Origin of the sequence: Mycolicibacillus koreensis, from assembly GCF_002104795.1 — a bacterium.
Lineage (GTDB): Bacteria > Actinomycetota > Actinomycetes > Mycobacteriales > Mycobacteriaceae > Mycobacterium > Mycobacterium koreense.
Map to the genome: position 1 here is coordinate 1 of NZ_NCXO01000044.1, position 17961 is coordinate 17961.

Below are 17961 nucleotides of genomic sequence, written 5' to 3' on the forward strand. Positions count from 1 at the left end.
ATCGCTACGACCACGAACCCGGCGCCGCCCGCAGACTGCTCAAAGCCTGGATCACCGCGGCCAAACGTTCCCGCATTCCCGCCTTCGTCGCGCTGGGCAAACGCTTTGAGGTCTACTTCGACCCCATCTTGGCGGCCATCGAACTTCGCATCTCCAACGCCCTCATCGAAGGCATCAACAGCAAGATCCGCCTCATCAACGCCCGCGGCTACGGACACCACTCCGCACACACCCTGACCTCAATGATCTACCTCTGCCTAGGAGGACTGCAGGTCACACTCCCCACAAGAACCTGAGGAGCCGCACACATGTTCGAGACATTGCCACCGGGGCCGGAAGCGCTGGCCGACGTCGACGAGGCCGCACTGGTCGACGCCGCCGTCGGGTGGGCGCGACTGGAGGCGGCTGCCGCCGCGCGGCGGCTTGCGGCGATCGCCGAGCTGGTGGCGCGGCGCTCCGACAGCTCCTCGGAGCGTGACCGGTGGGCCTGCGACCCCTTCGATGCCACCGCCGCCGAGGTGGCCGCGGCCGGCAACCTCAGCCACGGCATGGCCTCCAGTCAGCTGTACCTGGCCACCGCGCTGCGCGATCGCCTGCCTCGTGTCGGTGCGCTGTTTCTCGACGGAGTGCTCAGCGCCCGGCTGGTCGCCACGATGGTCTGGCACACCGCCCTGGTGACCGATGCCGAGGTCCTGCGGCTCATCGACGCCGAACTCGCCGGGATCGCCGTCAAGCTCGGTCCGCTGTCGGTGGCCAAGACCGCGACCGCGATCGACACCCTGGTCGACCGGCACGACCCCGGGGCGTTGCGCCGGACCCGCTTCGGTTCGCGTGGGCGTGACGTCGTCGTCGACACCGCCCATTCCGAGCACGGCACCACCGCGATGTGGGGTCGGCTCTACGCCACCGACGCGGCCGCCCTCGATGAGCGGCTCGCTCAGTTGGCGCGCGGTGTCTGCGACGAGGATCCGCGCACGGTGGCGCAGCGCCGCGCCGACGCACTCGGTGCGCTGGCCGCCGGCGCGGGCGGGCTGGCCTGCGGCTGCGGGCGTCCCGACTGTCCCGCCGCGACCGGGCAGGACGCACACGGCCCGAACGTCGTGATCCACGTGGTCGCCGAGGCTGCGGCCCTCACCGCCCCGGCGGACCCGCACCTCAACGGCGAGGACCCGCCGCGCCGGCGGATCACGCCCGGGATGACGTTGGCCGAGATGATGGCCCCGGAGGACGAACCCGATCCGCCGACGGTCACCTCCCCGGCGTTGCTCCTCGGCGCGGGAACGATTCCCGCATCGCTGATCGCCGAACTGGTCAACCGCGGCGCGACCGTCACCCCGCTGTCTATGCCCGCCGACTCGACTGCCGAGACCGGGTACCGGCCCAGTGCGGCGCTTGCGGCGTTCATCCGCTGCCGCGATCTGACGTGCCGGTTCCCCGGCTGCGACCGGCCGGCCACCTACTGCGATATCGACCATGCGGTGGCGTATCCGCAGGGGCCGACGCACCCGTCGAACCTTCGCTGTTTATGCCGAAAACATCACTTGCTCAAGACTTTTTGGGTCGGAGCCGGTGGGTGGAGCGATCAGCAGCGCCCGGACGGAACGATCGTGTGGACCTCGCCGACCGGTCAGACCTACACGACCAACCCCGGCAGTCGGCTGTGTTTTCCCACCCTGTGTTTCGACACCGGGACACTTGATCTTCCGGCGCAAGGCCCGCCCCGCGAGAACCGTGGTGTCGCGATGCCGTTGCGGAAACGCCCACGGGCACAAGAGCGTGCCCGCAGCATCCGCGCTGAACGCGCCTTGAACGCCGACCGCATCGCCGAACGCAACCAGGCGCCACCGTTCTAGCTTTGGCCTGCTCTCAGGGCCTGCTCTCACACCTGGAACCGATATCCCATTCCGGCTTCGGTCAACAGGTGACGCGGATGGGACGGATCGTCCTCCAATTTGCGCCGCAGCTGGGCGAGATACACCCGAAGATAATGGGTTTCGGTGGCGTAGCTGGGTCCCCAGACTTCCTGTAGCAGCTGTTCTCGGCTAACGAGCTTGCCGCGGTTGCGGACCAGCATCTCCAGCATCCCCCACTCGGTGGGAGTCAGGTGAACCTCGGTGCCGTTCTTGTGGACCCGTTTGGCCGCCAGGTCGACGGTGAACGACGCGGTCTCCACAACCGGTTCGCTGTCCTCGGAGGTGGCCGCGCCCCGGCGGACCGCGGCGCGCAGCCGGGCCAGGAACTCATCCATGCCGAACGGCTTGGTGACGTAGTCGTCGGCGCCGGCATCGAGGGCGGCCACCTTGTCCATCGAGTCGGTGCGCGCGGACAACACGATCACCGGGGCGCTCAGCCACCCCCGCAACCCGGCCAGCACCTCGATGCCGGAGATGTCCGGCAGGCCCAGGTCCAGGATCACCACGTCCGGGGTGTGCTCGGCGGCGCACCGCAGCGCCTCCGCCCCGGTGGCCGCGGTGAGGACCTCGTAGCCGCGCGCGGAGAGGTTGATGCGCAGGGCCCGCAGGATCTGCGGCTCGTCATCGATCACCAGAACTCGGGTCACCGCTGCCTCTCCTGTGTCGCTGCCGCCTGTGTCGGTGCGGCCAGGTCGACCGTCATCGTCAGACCACCGCCTGGATTGTTCTCGGCCGCTACCGTGCCGCCCATCGCCTCGACGAAACCCCGGGCCACCGAGAGCCCCAGGCCGACGCCGCTGGTGTTGTCGTTGTCGCCGAGGCGCTGAAAGGAACCGAAGATCTGTGCCTCGGTGCCCGCGGCGACGCCGGGTCCGGTGTCGCGCACGCTGATGTGCACCCGGTCGTCGCGCTGCTCGGCGTCCACACGGATCTCCCCGGTCGGCGCGTAGCGCAGCGCGTTGTCGATCAGGTTGGCCAGCACCCGCTCCAAGAGTCCGGCGTCGGCCAGGGCGACCACGTCCCCGACGTCGACGACGACCCGGTCGATGCCGGGGCGGGCGAATCCGGTGGCGCCCTTACCGATGCTGACCAGGGCGCGTTGCACGACCTCTTCCAGATACACCCGGTGGCGGGTCGGGCGGATCACCCCGGCGGCCAGCCGTGAGGAATCCAGCAGGTTGCCCACCAGGGCGCTGAGCTGATCGATCGACTCGTCGACGGTGGCCAGCAGCTCCTCGGTGTCGGCGGGGGAGAAGCCCACGTCGCCGGTGCGCAGGCTGGAGGAGGCCGCCTTGGCGGCGGCCAGCGGCGTGCGCAGATCGTGGCTGACCGCCGAGAGCAGGGCGCGGCGCAGTTCGTCGGCCTGGGCCAGTGCCTCGGCGCGGCTGGCCTCCGCACTCAGTTCGTGCTGGCGGACCAGCGCGGCCGCCTGGTTGGCGACCGCCCCGAGGACCTCGCGGTCGCGCCGGTCGAGGCGATGCCCGGACAGCAGCATCCAGAACTCGTCGTCGCCGACGGCGATCGCGGTGTCGGCGGACTCCAGCGACGGACAGGGTTTCTCGCCGACGCAGGCCACGACGCGCGTGTCGGCGTCGCGACGGCGCAGCAGCGACACCGACCGCTGACCGTAGGTCTCGCGGACGCGTTCCAGCAGGCCGGCCGGGTCGGCGCCGCGCAGCACCGATCCGGCGAACACGGTCAGCAGCCGCGCCTCACGGGTGGCACGGCCGGCCTCGCGGGCCCGTTTGACCGACCGGTCGACCAGGATCGCCACCGCCAGCGCCACCAACAGCAGCACCACCTCGGTGACCACGGCGTCGGGTTCGGCGATGGTGAAGCTCTGCCGCGGGTCGGTGAGGAAATAGTTGAGCAGCAGACTCGACAGCACCGCCGAGACGGCTGCGGGGGCGACACCCCCGGCCAGCGCGACGATCAGCACCCCGATGAAGAACAACGCGGTCTTGCCGCCGGTGCCCAGGATGTGGTCGAGCGCCACCGTGATCAGCGCGCACACCGCCGAGGGGACCACCACCGCGGCGACCCAGACCGAGATCCGGCGCAGCCCGGGGTCCAGCGTCGGCGGACGCAACGCGCGGCGGGCTTCGGTGTGGGAGACCATGTGTACGTCGATCGGGCCGGAGCGTTGTATGACGCTGGTCCCGATTCCCGGGCTGAGGGCGTGGGCCCATCCGGGACGCCGGGAGGTGCCGATCACGAGCTGGGTCACCTCGGCGTTGCGGGCGAGGGTGAGCAGTGCGGCGGGAACGTCGTCGGCGACGAGTTCGTGCATCGTGGCGCCGAGTTCGGTGATGAGCGCGAGTAGCTCGTCGTGGCGGGCGGCGCTGACGGCGGGATCGTCGATGTCGGTGACCACGTGGGCCACCATCAGCTCGGCACCGGTGCGCGCGGCGATGCGTGCGCCCCGGCGGATCAGGGTCTCCGACTCGGGACCGCCGGTGACGGCAACCAGGACCCGTTCACGCCGGGTCGGGGTGTGTTCGCCGCTCACAGCCCCATCTTCCACGTTGCCGGGGCGATGACGGCGGTAAGCCGACACAAAGGTCCCCCGACGGTGTGTCGGGGGACCTTTGTGGCCCTTCGCGCCCCTGGGGTGCGCACTGGCGGGCTAGACCCAGCTGGAGCCGACCGCGGAGTCGGTCGAGGCCATGTTGTTGCCGGCGTTTTGGACCTTGGCGCCGTGGGTGGCGGCCTGCTCGTAGATCACCTGGAAGTTGCGGCCGAGTTGGGTGATGAACTCCTGGCAGGACGCCGAGCCGGCGCCGCCCCAGAAGTCCCCGGCGGCCAACACATCCCGGATGATCGCCTGGTGCTCCGCTTCCAGCGAAGCGGCCTGCGCCTTGATGAGAGCGCCGTGGGCGTCGACGTCGCCGAACTGGTAGTTGATCGTCATTGTTGGTCTCCTTAAACGGTGATGGGGTGGGGGTCAGCTGCTCAGGCTGGACTGAGCGGCGGCTTCCTGCTGCTCGTAGACGTTGGCGTCGCGGACCAGTCCGTCGCGCACGCCGTGGAGCATGTCGACGATGTTGCGGAAAGCGGTCTGCATCTGGCCCATGGTGTCCAGCGAGGTGCGCTCGGCGATACCGGTCCAGCCGGCACCGGAGATGCTCTGCGAGGACGCCCACATCCGGCGCGCCTCATCCTCAACGGTCTGAGCGTGCACCTCGAAGCGGCCCGCCATGTCCCGCATCAACTGCGGGTCGGTCATAAAACGTGAGGCCATGATGGTTTCTCCTGTTCTCTCATGGTGTTGTCACGGGGTCGTGTTCGGAGAATTTCGTGTTCGGAAAATTTCGTCTGCCGATTGATCGGTGTCGTGTAAGCGTTTATCCCTCCGATCCCCGTCAGCCACCCGCCGCCATACGCGGCATCACCGGGTGGGATTCGGGATGGAAGTCGAAACGGGGGGCGGCGCCGGTGTTGCCGCGCGCGGCGGTTCCGGCAAGCGGGACACCGCCGAGCATGCCGCCGGGGCCGTTGCCGGCAGCGGAGCCGGCGGCGCTGGTGAGCGTCGCCGTCGCCGGGGAGACCGCCGGTGCGGTGGTTCCCCAGGCCGCCGGTGCGGACAGTCCGCCGATCGGAACCGCTCGGCCCAGGCTCGCGGTGACGTTGCCGGCGCCGAGGCTGCTCGCCCCGAGACCGGCCGATCCCGCTGAGCCGGCAACACCGGTCAGCGAACCGATCCCGCTGACACCGGGCAGCAGCGCCAAGGCGCCACCGTCGGCGATGCTGCTGGCGGACTGCGCGGCCGGGCTCATCGATCCGGCCGACATCCCCAGGGAGGCAACGGAGCTCAGCAGTGATCCGCCGTCGCTGGCCGGCGACATCAGGCCGCTGACATTGGAGATGACATCCGACGGCGAGCTGGCCTGCAGCCCGGATGACCCCAGGTCGGCGAGCACCGACTGCACGGTGTCCGCCACCGACGAACCCTCGGACTGGGCGACGGCACCGGCCTGACCGGCCACGCCGGCCGGGTTGGTGTTCTGCTGCGGCGGGGTAAACGGAGTGACCGCACCCGTCGCGGTGGCCGACGCGCCGGCATAGCCGAGCATCGCCGCGGCATCCTGCGCCCACATTTCGAGGTAGTGGGCCTCGGTGGCCATGATCGCCGGGGTGTTCTGGCCCAGGATGTTCGTGGCGACCAGCGTCATCAGCAGGCTGCGGTTGGCCGCGATCAGCGGCGGGGGCACCGTCGCGGCGAACGCGGTCTCAAACGCCACCGCCGCGGCCTTGGCCTGGATGCCGGTCTGCTCGACCTGTGCGGCCGTGGTGGTCACCCACTGCAGGAACCGCGCAGCGGAGGCGGCCATCGCCACCGAGGAGGGGCCCTGCCATTCGGCGGCGAGCCCGCTGACCGCGGTGGAGTAGGACACCAGCTCCGACTGCAGGGCGGCGCCGAGGGCGTCCCAGGCCGCCGAAGCGGTCAGAAGCGGCCCCGACCCCGGCCCGGCGTACATGCGGGCGGAGTTGATCTCCGGGGGAAGCACGGCGAAGTCGATCATGGTGCACCTGCTTCTAGCGAGCGGCCGTCGCGTTGGCGGCCTCGGTGGCGGCGTAGGCGGCGGAGCTGGCGCTCAACGTCGTCACGAACTGCTGATGGATCACCTGGGCTTGAGCGGCCATGGCCTGGTAGAGCTGGCCCTGCGCGGTGAAGCGGGCCGCTACCGCCGCCGACACCTCATCGGCGGCGGCCGGGGCCACCGCGGTGGTGGGGGCGGCGGCCGCTGCGGTCTCCGCGCTCATTGCCGAACCGATACCTTCCAGGTCGCCGGCGGTCGCCGCCAGCGTCTCCGGCCGGGTAGTCACGAACGACATCTGCTTCTCCTTTGCAACAGCGGTTGTTGAAACCGACTGCGTTCACGATGCCGCGCCGAAGTGGGGAAAAGGGCGTTCCTTACGGGCTCTTAACGCCCGTGGGGCGAAACTTGACGTGCCGTTAACACAACGGGCGAAAAACTGTAACGAGGGTCACATCGCCGCTGGTCAGCGCGGCGATACGGAGGTGGGGATTCGTCCGGCGCGGGGGCGTCGCGGTCGTTCGGGTAACCCGTGCTGCGCGGCGCTCCGGGCCAGGGGCGCGCCGGGGTAGCGTAACGATCGCCCGCCGCGGCGCGACCGTGTTCGGGCTGGCCCCTATAGCCCAATTGGCAGAGGCAGCGGACTTAAAATCCGTCCAGTGTGGGTTCGAGTCCCACTGGGGGCACTGATATTCGCGCACCTCAGAAGCGGTTTCTGCGGGGCGGTACGCCGTCGCTGAAGCGCCCGAACGGCCACCGTGACCGCGGCGCGTCGACACGTATCGCGTCGGTCGACGCAGTGCGGAATCCCACGTGACAGCAGATCCTCAATCTGCACGGGTCTGCAGCGCAAGGTCAGGGGCGCCGGCCCTTCGCTGGCAGTGCACACGGCTTGGTGGGGCGAATTTTGTGGCGATTCAGCTCATCTACGAGGCACGCGATTGTTGTCGGGTGACCGTCAGTCGGCTGGTCACGATGCCATCGCTGTTGAGTTGGAGCGCGATGCGCGAGCTGACCACTTCCGCATGCGACGCGCCCTATCGATTCCGGCCACGATCTCGGTCGGCGTGGCTGTGGATTGACGATGCAGTGCGGAGGACCGATTTTGAAGCCTGCGTTCTCCGCGGCTGCGGCAGCGGTTCCCCGATTTTGATGCGTAGGAGCGTGGGATGCTCATCGAGGCGGCAGCATGGCCGTTTGGGGCTAGGTGAACCATCGGTCGAGTGCTTCGGTCAATCCTTCGGTGGTGTTGTCGCCGACCCAGGCGACGTGGCCATCGGGCCGGATTAGGACGGCATCGGGGGCGGTCACGGGGCCGAGTCCTGGGAGATCCCAGGCGCGGCCAGACTGTGCGACGAACATCGAGACGCGGTGTGACCAAGGCGCTACGTCGAAGTCCCATGCTCGGCTAGCGAATGTCAGGAGGACGCCGCGGGCGGAGCGCAGGAGTGTGAACAGTCGTGTCGGACCGGTCGGCGTACGCAGATCGAGATCGGGCATGCGGCGGCCGACAAGCGGGTGTCCCTCGCCAAGGTCGTAGCGGATGTCCAAGCCACACATCATGGCGGCGATACGTGTGCGGGGTTCATCCATCGCCAGCAGTTCGCCCACGGTGTCGCGTAGCGCACCGATGCGGTCGCCAGGGCCGTTGAGAGCGGTTTGGGCCATGGTGTTGTGCAGCACTCGGGCCGCGACGGGGTGCCGCTCGACGTGGTAGGTGTCGAGGAGCTCCTCGCCGGATACGCCGCTGACGACTTGAGCCAGCTTCCATCCCAGGTTCACCGCGTCTTGGATGCCGGTGTTGAGGCCCTGGCCGCCGATCGGAAAGTGGATGTGCGCAGCGTCGCCGGCCAACAGCACACGCTCGCATCGATATGATTCGGCCTGCCGGGTCGCGTCGGTGAAGCGGGAAATCCATCGGGCACTGCGCAATCCATAATCGGTTCCGCGCGCAGCGGTGAGCGCTTGCTTTAGGTCCGCCACGGTGGGATCAGAGAATTTTCCGATCTGGGATTCGGTCACCATCACCCGAATGGTTTCTTCGTCATCGAACTTGAAGAATGAATGGAACCCGCCCTGACGATGCATACCCCACGGCGGTTCTTCGGCCATGTCGACATCGGCGACCAGGCAACTGGTCGACGGCTCCCATCCCGGGAAGTCGATCCCGGCTGTTTTGCGGATGACGCTGCGGCCGCCGTCGCACCCCACCAGGTATTCGGCGCGCAGAATGGTGTCATCTAAGACCGTGGCCGTGACACCGGAGTCGTCTTGGGCGAAGCCCGTCACTTCGCTGCCGTAACGAATCGGTACGCCCAGTTCTGCGACCCAGTCCGCAAGGATCGTTTCGACGCGGTACTGCAGCAGCGCGAGTCCGTAATTGTGCCTGGTCGGTAGCGCGGAGACATCCACGTACAGCCCGGAGTAGTGGCCGAGTTGACCGGTGACGCCCTGCGCCAGGAACCGCTCGGCAATGCCGCGTTGATCAAGGACTTCGATGGTGCGCGACGTCATGCCGCCGGCGCGTGACCCCACCAGATCGCGATCGGTGCGGCGCTCGACCACCGCGACGTCGACCCCCGCAAGCGCCAATTCACCAGCCAACATCAGACCTGTCGGGCCCGCGCCGACAATTAGTACGTCATGCTCTGCCATCGCACCTCCATGTGGTAAACAGTGTTTACCACGCAAGTTAGGGGTGCCGTGATCGCGCTGTCAACCACGCCGGCTCTACGCTGGCCCGCGATGGTCAAACGTGGATTAACCCGGGACGCGTTGGTGGTGATCGCTCACCAATACGTTGCCGCCCATGGGCTTGACGCGCTGACGATGCGCCGACTCGCTGCGGCCGCGGAGGTCACCCCGGGTGCGCTCTACAAGCACTTTCGAGACCGCAAAGACCTGCAGCGTGCGATGGCCGACGCGATCTATGCCACCATCAATCTCTCCGACATCGACACAACGGTTGCATCGGTCGATCAGGTAAAGACCTGCTGTGAACGGATGCGCCACGCGATGCTGACCTTTCGCGACGGCGGGCGAATCATCGCCGGCTCCTATGCGCCCCTGGCGGCCACTCTCGCCCTGTCGACCACGCTGACCACGCTTCTGCAAGCAATCACCGCCCCTGGATACAGCGCAGGGCAACTCGCCGCGCTGTTGCGTTCCTACACCACTGGTTTCGTGGTCGACGAGCAGTCGTACCTTGAACTCAAGGCCAGCAACGAGTGGGAATCGCTTGTGCAGCAGATCGCCGACAGTGCCCATCCCCGGCCCGCCGGGGCCGACGACCTCATCGCAATCCTGACTGGAGACCGGGACCAGAGATTCAACACCGGACTCGACATGATCCTCACCGGACTCACCCGGGCGTCCTGAGGTCCACGCAGTCGACAAGTTGTTTGACGACCTGCGGAGCCGGCAGCCACTGCAAGCCCGCTGGGGCCACCGACGTCACCGCACCCCCTACCCGACAACCCGTTCAGTCGAACTCCACGCCCCGTCGGCGAAGGTATGGGTGACCTCGACGGTGGCGTCGGGGGAGTAGCCGAGATCGGCGGTGGCGCCGCTGGTATCGGGGTAGATCAGCTTCTCGTCGGTGATGATCGCCGAATCCTCCACCCGCACCCGGTCGATCCGGCGGGGCTCCCCGCCGGAGTCGCCGCGCACCGCCGAGATGCCCGGCATGATCGTCGCACCGATGCCGCGCGGCTCGGCCGGGGTCGAGAAGTCGAAGACGCCGACGAATTTCATCAACGACGCGCGCCCGGCGCAGCACTGGGCGAACGGCGAGCCGAAGCACACGAAGCTGACCACCGCGTCGTCGGTGCCGTCGCGGTCGGCGTCGAGCCAGCCGACCAGCTCGGTGTCGCGGATCGAGGCGCCGGCGAATTCCCCGGACGTGGTGCGGGCCTCACCCTGGCCGTCGGTCACCGTGATCGGGACCGTGTTGTTCCAGCCCGCCGAGTCGCTCCCGGAGGCTCCGGCCGGGAAGGTCATCGACGCAACGGTGCCGGCAGTGACCCCGGCCGGGCGGGTCGGCGCGGCATCACCGGGGTGTGAGGGCCCCGCGGAGCACCCCGCCAGCGTGAGGATCGCAGCGATGAGCGGCGGCACGGCCCGTCGGATCATGGCGGAATCGTAGCGGCGGGACGACGGCGGTGGTGGGCGAGCGCGGAAAATTATTGACGCTCACATCAGATAAGACGATACTGACAAACACCTAATAAGGACCTGGTGCCCACGGTGGGGCGCGGGGTGGTCGGGGCCGCCGGTCGTTTCCTGTGGTGGCGGGCTCGCCGCGCCTCGGGAAGGAGGTCGCCGACGGTGTTGACGCGCCCAATCTGCCCGAAAGAATTTGTGTGAGATGCGCCTCATTATCGCCTCGGGTGGGCGAAATGGCCAGCTAACGTCATTTCCGATCACCGCAGGCCGCGGCGAGCAGTTTTGGGATAACCACAGGTCAACGTGGTTTTGAAACGCGCTGATCGCGGTTAACAGAAATGGTTGTCGACAACTGTCAAGTCTTGTTCCGTCTTCGATTTGGGAAAAGTGTGACGCAGGTTAAATTTGGAGATTTTGGCACCGAATTGACTCGTTAAACTTGCCCGAGACGACTTGGAGGTAACGATCGCGATGGCGAAATTTGTGACGGTAGGCGATGGTGTCGAGAGCTCCGGCGCGGTGGCGCTGGCTGAGCCCGAGGCCCGCCCCACTCACCCCCAGGCGCTCGGCACGTTGACCGCCCCCCTGGCCGAGATGGTCAAGGAGATGGACGCGGTCATCGCCCGTCAGGTCGCCCCGGCGGTGCCCACCGGGCCGGTCGAGATCAGCGTCGAGGACCAGAACCTCGTCGGTGACGGTCCGATCGCCGGGATCGCCGCCAGCCTCGACGGGCGCCGACTGGTGGTCACCAACAGCAGTGCCGACAGCGTCTCGGTGATCGACACGGAGTCGTTTCTGCTGCTCGAGATGATTTCCGGCACCCCGGCGCCGTTCGCGGTCGCCGTCGGCGCCGACGGTCGCGCGTTCGTGGGCGCCGGATCGGCCGCCGATGACGCGATCGCGGTGGTCGACACCACCACACGGTCGGTGGTCATCGACCACGCGTGTGGGGCGGCGATCAATGACGTCGTCGCCAGCCGCGACGGGCACCACATCTACATCAGCCGCACCGGCGCCGAGGGCACCGAGATCGCGGTGCTGGAGGTGGCGACCGGGACCGTGGAGACGATCGGGTTGACCTCCGAGCCCGGTGTCGTCGCCGACACCCTGGTGGTCAGCGCCGACGGCCGTCGGCTCTACGTCGCGGTGCAGTGGCCCTTCGGCAGCCACATCGCGGTGGTCGACACGGGCCTGCGCCGCGTCGTCGACACCATCGATTCGTCGATGCCCGGCGCACCGATCCGCGACTTCGCGGTCGACCCGACCGGAACCACCGTCTACCTCGCCCTCGACGACTCCGGCGCCGGCGGGGTGATCGAGGCGGTCGACACCCGCACCAAGGCCGTGACGGGCACCGCTGCGGTGCGTGGCCTGCTCACCCAGCTGGTCCTCAGCGTCGACGGCGACCGCCTCTACCTCGTCACCGGTGACGTCGTCACGGTCATGGCGGCGCATTCGCTGGAGGTCCTGGAGACCGTGGGTACCGGGGCGCGGCCGTCGTGCGTGGTGGAAAGCCGCGACGGCACCCGCCTCTACATCGCCGACTACGCCGGCGTGGTCACGGCGGTGGGGGTGGCGGTCGCCGCACCGCGCCAACTCATGCCCGCAGTCTGACCGACGCGCTCGGGCGATAGCATTCGACAACCCCTCCGGGGTGCCGTGACGGCGCCTCGGAGGCACGGAGTCCCACTGCGCCCCGAGTCCGTTAGGCGGTATGTCGATGCAGAGCACCATGCAGAACTTCCCGTTGACCATCACCGCCATCCTCAACCATGCCGCCCGGGTCCACGGTGCGCGCACCGTCACCACCGCCACCGGGTCGGGCTACCGCCACACCACCTACCGCGACCTGGCCGCCGATGTGGGCCGGCTGGCCAACGCGCTGCGACGGCTGGGGATCACCGGCGACCAGCGGGTCGCGACGTTCATGTGGAACAACACCGAACACCTCGCCGCGTATCTGGCGGTCCCGGCGATGGGGGCGGTGCTGCACACGTTGAACATCCGGCTCTTCGCCGAGCAGATCATCTACATCGCCAACGAAGCCGAGGATCAGATCATCCTCGTCGACACCTCGGTGGCACCGCTGCTCGCGCCGGTTCTGGACAAACTCGACACCGTGCACACCGTCATCGCGGTCGGTGACGGCGACGACGCCGCCCTGGTCGAATCGGGGAAAACGGTGCTGCGCTACGCCGATCTGATCGCCGCCGAACAGCCCGATTTCGACTGGCCCGACATCGATGAAACCTCCGCTGCAGCAATGTGTTACACCAGCGGAACCACCGGAAACCCCAAGGGCGTGGTGTACAGCCACCGGTCGAGCTTCCTGCACAGCATGGCCGCCTGCACCCTCAACGGCGTCGGCGTCGGCGCGTCCGACCGGGTGCTGCCGGTGGTGCCGATGTTCCACGCCAACGCGTGGGGCTTTCCCTACGCTGCGCTGATGGCCGGCGCCGATTTGGTCATGCCCGACCGGCACCTGGACGCGGCGTCGCTGATCGACCTGGTCGAAACCCAGCGGCCCACCGTGGCCGGGGCGGTCCCGACGATCTGGAACGACGTCATGCACCGGCTCGAGGCCGAACCCGGCCACGACATGTCGTCGCTGCGGCTGGTGGCGTGCGGGGGCTCGGCGGTTCCGGTGTCGTTGATGCGCTCCTTCGAGGAACGCCACGGCGTGCAGATCCGCCAGCTGTGGGGGATGACCGAGACCTCCCCGCTGGCCACGATGGCATGGCCGCCGCCGGGCACTCCGCAGGATCGCCACTGGGACCTGCGGGCCACCCAGGGTCAACCCGTCTGCGGGGTGGAGGCGCGCATCGTCGGCGACGACGGGCAGGAGCTGCCCCACGACGGGGTCGCCGTCGGGGAACTCGAGGTCCGCGGGCCGTGGATCACCGGCGCCTACTACGGCGGCCACGACCCCGGGGCGTTCGACGACGGATGGCTGCGCACCGGCGACGTCGGGCGCATCGACGAACAGAGCTTCATCACCTTGACCGACCGCTCCAAGGACGTCATCAAATCCGGCGGGGAGTGGATCTCGTCGGTCGAATTGGAGAACTGGCTGATCGCCCATCCCGACGTGGTGGAGGCCGCCGTGGTCGGCGTCCCCGACGAACGTTGGGAAGAAAGGCCTTTGGCTGCCATCGTCACCAAACCCGACGCGGCGGTGACCGCAGCGCAACTGCGAGAGTTCTTGGCCGACAAGGTGGTCAAATGGTGGCTTCCTGAACGGTGGACGTTCGTGGAGGAGTTGCCGCGCACCAGTGTCGGCAAGTACGACAAGAAAACCATCCGCTCTCGTTACGCCGAGGACGCCTATCAGGTGATCGAGGCACGCAGCTAGAGAACGGGAAGGCGGGGAAATGACTCTGCGCGTCGTGCAGTGGGCCACCGGATCGGTCGGGGTGGCCGCGATCAACGGGGTGCTCGAGCATCCCGAGCTGGACCTGGTCGGCTGTTTCGTCTACTCGGAGGCGAAGAGCGGCAAGGACGTCGGCGAGATCATCGGTGGCGCACCGCTGGGTGTGGTCGCCACCGACAACCGCGACGACATCCTGGCGATGGACGCCGACGCGGTCATCTACGCTCCGATGCTGCCCAAGATCGACGAGGTCGCCGCGCTGCTGCGCTCCGGCAAGAACGTCATCACCCCGGTCGGCTGGTTCTACCCGAGCGAATCCGAAGCCGGCCCGCTGCAGGAGGCCGCCGTTGCCGGCAACGCGACCCTGCACGGCGCCGGAATCGGCCCCGGGGCGGCCACCGAGCTGTTCCCGCTGCTGCTGTCGGTGATGTCCACCGGCGTGACATTCCTTCGCGCCGAAGAGTTCTCCGATCTGCGCACCTACGGTGCCCCAGATGTGCTGCGCCACGTGATGGGTTTCGGCGGCACCCCGGAGACCGCGTTGAGCGGGCCGATGCAGAAGCTGCTCGACGGCGGATTCATCCAATCGGTGCGACTGTGCGTCGACCGACTCGGTTTCGCCGCCGATCCCACGGTGCGCACCTCGCAGGAGGTCGCGGTGGCCACCGGTCCGATCGACTCGCCGATCGGGACCATCGAGGCCGGACAGGTGGCCGCACGCCGATTCCACTGGGAGGCGCTGGTCGGCGACACCGTGGTCGTGCGGATCACGGTGAACTGGCTCATGGGCGAGGAGAACCTCGACCAGCCTTGGTCGTTCGGCCCCGCCGGGGAGCGCTACGAGATGGAGGTCCGCGGCAACCCGAACACCTTCGTCACCGTCAAGGGCTGGCAACCGGAGACCGTGGAGGAGGGGCTGGAGAGCAACCCCGGCGTCGTGGCCACCGCGGCGCACTGTGTCAACGCGGTCCCGGCGACCTGCGCCGCCGAACCGGGTGTGCAGAGCTTCTTCGACCTGCCACTGATCACCGGTCGGGCCGCACCCGATCTGGCGCGCTGAAGCGGCGGCGCACATGTGTCGACTGTTCGGCCTGCATGCCGGAACCAAGGTTGTGACCGCCACGTTCTGGTTGCTCGACGCCCCCGACAGCCTCGCCGCGCAGAGCCGACGCAACCCCGACGGCACGGGCCTGGGAGTTTTTGACGCCCAGGGAGATTCGGTGGTCCGCAAACAGCCGGTTGCCGCCTGGCACGACACCGCGTTTGCCGCCGAGGCGCACGAGCTGACCGGGACCACGTTTTTGGCCCATGTCCGCTACGCCACCACCGGTGATCTCGATGTGCGCAACACCCACCCGTTCCTGCAGGACGGCCGGCTGTTCGCACACAACGGCGTGATCGAAGGGCTCGACGAGATCGACGAACGTCTTCGCGCGGTGGGCACCGATGATCTCGTTGCCGGACAGACTGATTCGGAGCGGATGTTCGCGCTGATCACCGCTGCGATCCGCTCTTTCGACGGGGACGTGGCCGCGGGGATCACCGAGGCGTTGCGATGGCTGGCCGAGTCGGTGCCGATCTTCTCCGCGAACCTGTTGCTGAGCACCGCCACCGACCTGTGGGCGCTGCGCTATCCCGATTCCAACCCGCTGTACGTGCTGGACCGCCGTGACGGTGCGACGCCGGATGCGCTGGAACTGCGCACCGACCGGATCAGGGCGAGCGCGGCGGAACTGACCGGCCGCCCGGCGGTGGTGTTCGCCACCGAACCGATGGACGACGACCCCCGGTGGCAGCCGCTGACACCCGGGGAGTTGGTGCACGTCGACGCCGACCTGTCCGTCACCGGTCGGCTGGTGTTGCCGGACCCGCCGCGACACCGCTTGACCCGGGCGCAACTCAGACCCGCCGCCGCGGCGGCCCAGGGGGCGAACTCATGACGCGTGCGTTGGTACTCGGAGGCGGCGGTGTCGCCGGAATAGCCTGGGAAACAGGCGTATTGCGCGGAATCGCCGATGAGTCACCGGAGCTGGCCGACGTAGTGGTGGGCGCCGATGTGCTGGTGGGCACCTCCGCCGGGTCGGCGGTCAGTGCGCAGCTGAGCTCAGGGTGCCCGCTGACCGAACTCTACGAACGTCAGGTCGGCGAGGAGTCCGCGGAGATCGATCCGGGGGTCAGCGGCGCGCAGGTCGCCGAGCTGTTCCTGGCCGCGATGGTCGAACCGGACACCAGCGTCGCTCAGAAACTACAGGGAATCGGGGAGGTCGCGGTGAACGCCGAGACCGTCTCCGAGCCGGTGCGCCGGGCTGTCATCGCCGCGCGGCTGCCCGATCACGGCTGGGGCGAGCGGGATCTGCGGATCACCGCGGTCGACGTCGCCACCGGGACCCGGGTGGTCTTCGACCGACGCAGCGGGGTGGCCCTGGTGGATGCGGTGGCCGCCAGCTGTGCGGTGCCCGGGGTGTGGCCGCCGGTGACGATCGGTGATCGCCGCTACATGGACGGCGGGGTGGGCAGCACCGTCAACGTCGATGTCGCCGAAGGGTGCTCGTCGGCGGTGGTGCTGGTTCCCACCGGGGAGTCGGCGCCGAGCCCGTTCGGCCCCGGACCGGCCGACGAGATCGCCGCGTTCACAGGCCGGACGTTTGCGGTGTTCGCCGATGACGCGTCGCTGGCGTCGTTCGGCTCCAACCTGCTCGATCCGGCCTCGCGGATCGGCTCGGCGCGTGCCGGTCGCGTGCAGGGCCGCCGGCTCGCCGCCGACCTGGCGGCGTTCCTGCGGGCGTGAGGCGCTCAGGCGTCGATCACGGTCACGCCGAGCGGATCACCGTTGCGGATGTCGAGGGCGCGGGCGGTGTAGTCGTGGCCGAGTTCGATCAACTCGGTGGCACGGTGGAAATCCAGGCTGCGGCACGACGAGCGGGGCACCTCGATGAGGAGGTCCGGCGGGTAGGCGGCCAGCAGGTGCCGCGCCAGGGCGGCCTGGGCGATGTCGATGCTGCGGTTCATCACATCGAAGCTGCCCAACTTGGGCACCACCGGTGTCTCGGGGGCCTCCTCGGCGGGGGCGGTGTCACCGCCGGGCTGCTCGGCGTCGGCGCGTTCGGCATCTCCGTCGGCGGCCTCGGCATCTCGGTCACCGGAGCCGTCGGCCTCGCCGGGCAGGCTGGCGCCGAAGCGGTCCAGCAGCGCCCGCGCGGTGGGGCGGTCCAGCACCGAGCGGACCGCGTCGGTGTCCAGCAGTGAGGCGGTGCTGCGCACGATCCGGTTGAGCCAGTCCGCCCCGCCTGACGGGTCGTCCTCGGCGGGGTCGTCGTCGCTGAACTCCGCGCCGCCGCCGCCGAGGCTGACCCCGATGGTCAGGTCGGCGCGGGGGGCCGCGGCCAGCGGTGCGAGCGGCAGCGGTTCGAGGATCCCGCCGTCGGCGAGCAGACGTCCGTCGAGGATGTGCGGCGCGATCACCCCGGGGATGGCGATCGACGCCCGGATCGCCTCATCGAGCGGGCCGTGCTGCAGCCACACCGGGCGCCCGGTGACCAGGTCGGTGGCGACCGCGGTGAACGTGATCGGCAGGTCTTCGATCGCGACTTCCCCGACGATCTCGCGGACCTTGTCCAAGATCTTCTCCGCCCGCAGGATGCCGGGCGCGGAGAACGTCGGATCCAGCAGGCGCAGCACCGCGCCCTGGGTCAGCCCGCCGGCCCACTCGGTGAACTCCTGCAGGGCCCCGGCCGCGTAGAGCCCCCCGACCAGCGCCCCCATCGACGAGCCGGCGATCGCACTGATCGCGAAGCCGCGGCGCTCCAACTCGGCGAGCACCCCGATGTGGGCGTAGCCGCGGGCGCCGCCGCTGCCCAGCGCCACCGCCACCCGCCGGGCCGGCCGGGCCGGGGCGGTGTCGGTGCTGTCGGTGTCGGTGGGTGCTGCGGTCATCTCCCGCCATCATCGGGTTTTTCTCACCCCGATTTCAAACCCG

The 17961-nt window shown here is 68.7% G+C and carries 16 protein-coding genes, 1 tRNA gene and 1 pseudogene; 9 read left to right on the forward strand and 9 right to left on the reverse strand.

Translation table 11 applies throughout. The annotated features are described in order from the left end of the window. Both B8W67_RS16240 and B8W67_RS16245 read left to right on the forward strand, forming a co-directional pair. On the forward strand, positions 1-296 hold a 296-nt coding region (locus B8W67_RS16240), incomplete at its 5' end, for a transposase (RefSeq protein WP_165757322.1). A gap of 12 nt (positions 297-308) precedes the next feature. After that, on the forward strand, positions 309-1853 hold the full coding sequence (locus B8W67_RS16245; RefSeq protein ID WP_085305003.1) for an HNH endonuclease signature motif containing protein: 1545 nt from the start codon (positions 309-311) through the stop codon (positions 1851-1853). 26 nt (positions 1854-1879) lie between these two features. Here B8W67_RS16245 and B8W67_RS16250 read toward each other — a convergent pair whose 3' ends face one another. The 6 genes and pseudogenes from B8W67_RS16250 to B8W67_RS16275 form a co-directional block, all read right to left on the reverse strand. Continuing rightward, positions 1880-2560 (reverse strand): response regulator, encoded by a 681-nt coding sequence (locus B8W67_RS16250; RefSeq protein WP_069392460.1) that lies wholly within the window; start codon positions 2558-2560, stop codon positions 1880-1882. Then, positions 2557-4395 (reverse strand): annotated as a pseudogene (locus B8W67_RS16255) (ATP-binding protein); the annotation flags it as partial. The gene B8W67_RS16250 and the pseudogene B8W67_RS16255, both read right to left, overlap by 4 nt. A 144-nt stretch (positions 4396-4539) precedes the next feature. Further along, positions 4540-4824, reverse strand: a complete 285-nt coding sequence (locus B8W67_RS16260) for a WXG100 family type VII secretion target (protein ID WP_069392462.1) — start codon at positions 4822-4824, stop codon at positions 4540-4542. A 33-nt stretch (positions 4825-4857) separates the two neighbouring features. Beyond that, positions 4858-5154 carry a WXG100 family type VII secretion target gene (locus tag B8W67_RS16265; protein WP_069393961.1) on the reverse strand — a complete coding sequence of 99 codons (297 nt, stop codon included), beginning with the start codon at positions 5152-5154 and terminating at the stop codon, positions 4858-4860. Between the two features lie 121 nt (positions 5155-5275). Continuing rightward, the gene (locus tag B8W67_RS16270) at positions 5276-6436 is read right to left on the reverse strand and encodes a PPE family protein (protein ID WP_085305006.1); all 1161 of its coding nucleotides are present in this window, start codon (positions 6434-6436) and stop codon (positions 5276-5278) included. 13 nt (positions 6437-6449) lie between these two features. Continuing rightward, positions 6450-6749 carry a PE family protein gene (locus tag B8W67_RS16275; protein WP_085305008.1) on the reverse strand — a complete coding sequence of 100 codons (300 nt, stop codon included), beginning with the start codon at positions 6747-6749 and terminating at the stop codon, positions 6450-6452. A gap of 314 nt (positions 6750-7063) precedes the next feature. On the opposite strand from B8W67_RS16275, the gene B8W67_RS16280 reads away from it, so the two are divergent. Continuing rightward, positions 7064-7137, forward strand: a tRNA-Leu gene (locus B8W67_RS16280). Between the two features lie 517 nt (positions 7138-7654). Here the strand turns inward: B8W67_RS16280 and B8W67_RS16285 are convergent. Continuing rightward, positions 7655-9106: an FAD-dependent monooxygenase gene (locus tag B8W67_RS16285; protein WP_085305010.1), complete on the reverse strand. Its 1452-nt coding sequence runs from the start codon at positions 9104-9106 to the stop codon at positions 7655-7657. Positions 9107-9196: 90 nt separating this feature from the next. Between B8W67_RS16285 and B8W67_RS16290 the strand changes: the two genes are divergently transcribed. Beyond that, entirely contained in the window at positions 9197-9829 is a 633-nt protein-coding gene (locus tag B8W67_RS16290) for a TetR/AcrR family transcriptional regulator (RefSeq protein WP_069392467.1), read from the forward strand. A gap of 87 nt (positions 9830-9916) precedes the next feature. Here the strand turns inward: B8W67_RS16290 and B8W67_RS16295 are convergent, their stop codons facing one another. Next, positions 9917-10582 (reverse strand): hypothetical protein, encoded by a 666-nt coding sequence (locus B8W67_RS16295; protein ID WP_197747573.1) that lies wholly within the window; start codon positions 10580-10582, stop codon positions 9917-9919. A 516-nt stretch (positions 10583-11098) separates the two neighbouring features. Here B8W67_RS16295 and B8W67_RS16300 point away from each other — a divergent pair. The 5 genes from B8W67_RS16300 (at position 11099) to B8W67_RS16320 (ending at position 16773) form a co-directional block, all read left to right on the forward strand. Next, positions 11099-12229 carry a YncE family protein gene (locus tag B8W67_RS16300; protein WP_133056131.1) on the forward strand — a complete coding sequence of 377 codons (1131 nt, stop codon included), beginning with the start codon at positions 11099-11101 and terminating at the stop codon, positions 12227-12229. A 106-nt stretch (positions 12230-12335) separates the two neighbouring features. Further along, entirely contained in the window at positions 12336-13967 is a 1632-nt protein-coding gene (locus B8W67_RS16305; RefSeq protein ID WP_085305034.1) for a long-chain fatty acid--CoA ligase, read from the forward strand. Between the two features lie 19 nt (positions 13968-13986). Next, positions 13987-15045 carry an NAD(P)H-dependent amine dehydrogenase family protein gene (locus B8W67_RS16310; protein WP_085305014.1) on the forward strand — a complete coding sequence of 353 codons (1059 nt, stop codon included), beginning with the start codon at positions 13987-13989 and terminating at the stop codon, positions 15043-15045. Between the two features lie 13 nt (positions 15046-15058). After that, the gene (locus tag B8W67_RS16315) at positions 15059-15925 is read left to right on the forward strand and encodes a class II glutamine amidotransferase (RefSeq protein WP_085305016.1); all 867 of its coding nucleotides are present in this window, start codon (positions 15059-15061) and stop codon (positions 15923-15925) included. Continuing rightward, positions 15922-16773 (forward strand): patatin-like phospholipase family protein, encoded by an 852-nt coding sequence (locus tag B8W67_RS16320; RefSeq protein ID WP_085305018.1) that lies wholly within the window; start codon positions 15922-15924, stop codon positions 16771-16773. The genes B8W67_RS16315 and B8W67_RS16320 overlap by 4 nt, the downstream gene beginning before the upstream one ends. Before the next feature lie 5 nt (positions 16774-16778). Here B8W67_RS16320 and B8W67_RS16325 read toward each other — a convergent pair whose 3' ends face one another. Next, a complete protein-coding gene (locus tag B8W67_RS16325) occupies positions 16779-17918 on the reverse strand; it encodes a patatin-like phospholipase family protein (protein ID WP_085305020.1) in 1140 nt (379 codons plus the stop codon). Positions 17919-17961: the final 43 nt, after the last annotated feature.

What these genes read in the sequence shown, in the direction of transcription:
- B8W67_RS16245 (WP_085305003.1), top strand. Translation starts at nt 309, where the DNA reads ATGTTCGAGACATTGCCACCGGGGCCGGAAGCGCTGGCCGACGTCGAC.
- B8W67_RS16260 (WP_069392462.1), bottom strand. Translation starts at nt 4,824, where the DNA reads ATGACGATCAACTACCAGTTCGGCGACGTCGACGCCCACGGCGCTCTC.
- B8W67_RS16265 (WP_069393961.1), bottom strand. Translation starts at nt 5,154, where the DNA reads ATGGCCTCACGTTTTATGACCGACCCGCAGTTGATGCGGGACATGGCG.
- B8W67_RS16270 (WP_085305006.1), bottom strand. Translation starts at nt 6,436, where the DNA reads ATGATCGACTTCGCCGTGCTTCCCCCGGAGATCAACTCCGCCCGCATG.
- B8W67_RS16275 (WP_085305008.1), bottom strand. Translation starts at nt 6,749, where the DNA reads ATGTCGTTCGTGACTACCCGGCCGGAGACGCTGGCGGCGACCGCCGGC.
- B8W67_RS16285 (WP_085305010.1), bottom strand. Translation starts at nt 9,106, where the DNA reads ATGGCAGAGCATGACGTACTAATTGTCGGCGCGGGCCCGACAGGTCTG.
- B8W67_RS16290 (WP_069392467.1), top strand. Translation starts at nt 9,197, where the DNA reads ATGGTCAAACGTGGATTAACCCGGGACGCGTTGGTGGTGATCGCTCAC.
- B8W67_RS16295 (WP_197747573.1), bottom strand. Translation starts at nt 10,582, where the DNA reads ATGATCCGACGGGCCGTGCCGCCGCTCATCGCTGCGATCCTCACGCTG.
- B8W67_RS16305 (WP_085305034.1), top strand. Translation starts at nt 12,336, where the DNA reads ATGCAGAGCACCATGCAGAACTTCCCGTTGACCATCACCGCCATCCTC.
- B8W67_RS16310 (WP_085305014.1), top strand. Translation starts at nt 13,987, where the DNA reads ATGACTCTGCGCGTCGTGCAGTGGGCCACCGGATCGGTCGGGGTGGCC.
- B8W67_RS16315 (WP_085305016.1), top strand. Translation starts at nt 15,059, where the DNA reads ATGTGTCGACTGTTCGGCCTGCATGCCGGAACCAAGGTTGTGACCGCC.
- B8W67_RS16320 (WP_085305018.1), top strand. Translation starts at nt 15,922, where the DNA reads ATGACGCGTGCGTTGGTACTCGGAGGCGGCGGTGTCGCCGGAATAGCC.
- B8W67_RS16325 (WP_085305020.1), bottom strand. Translation starts at nt 17,918, where the DNA reads ATGACCGCAGCACCCACCGACACCGACAGCACCGACACCGCCCCGGCC.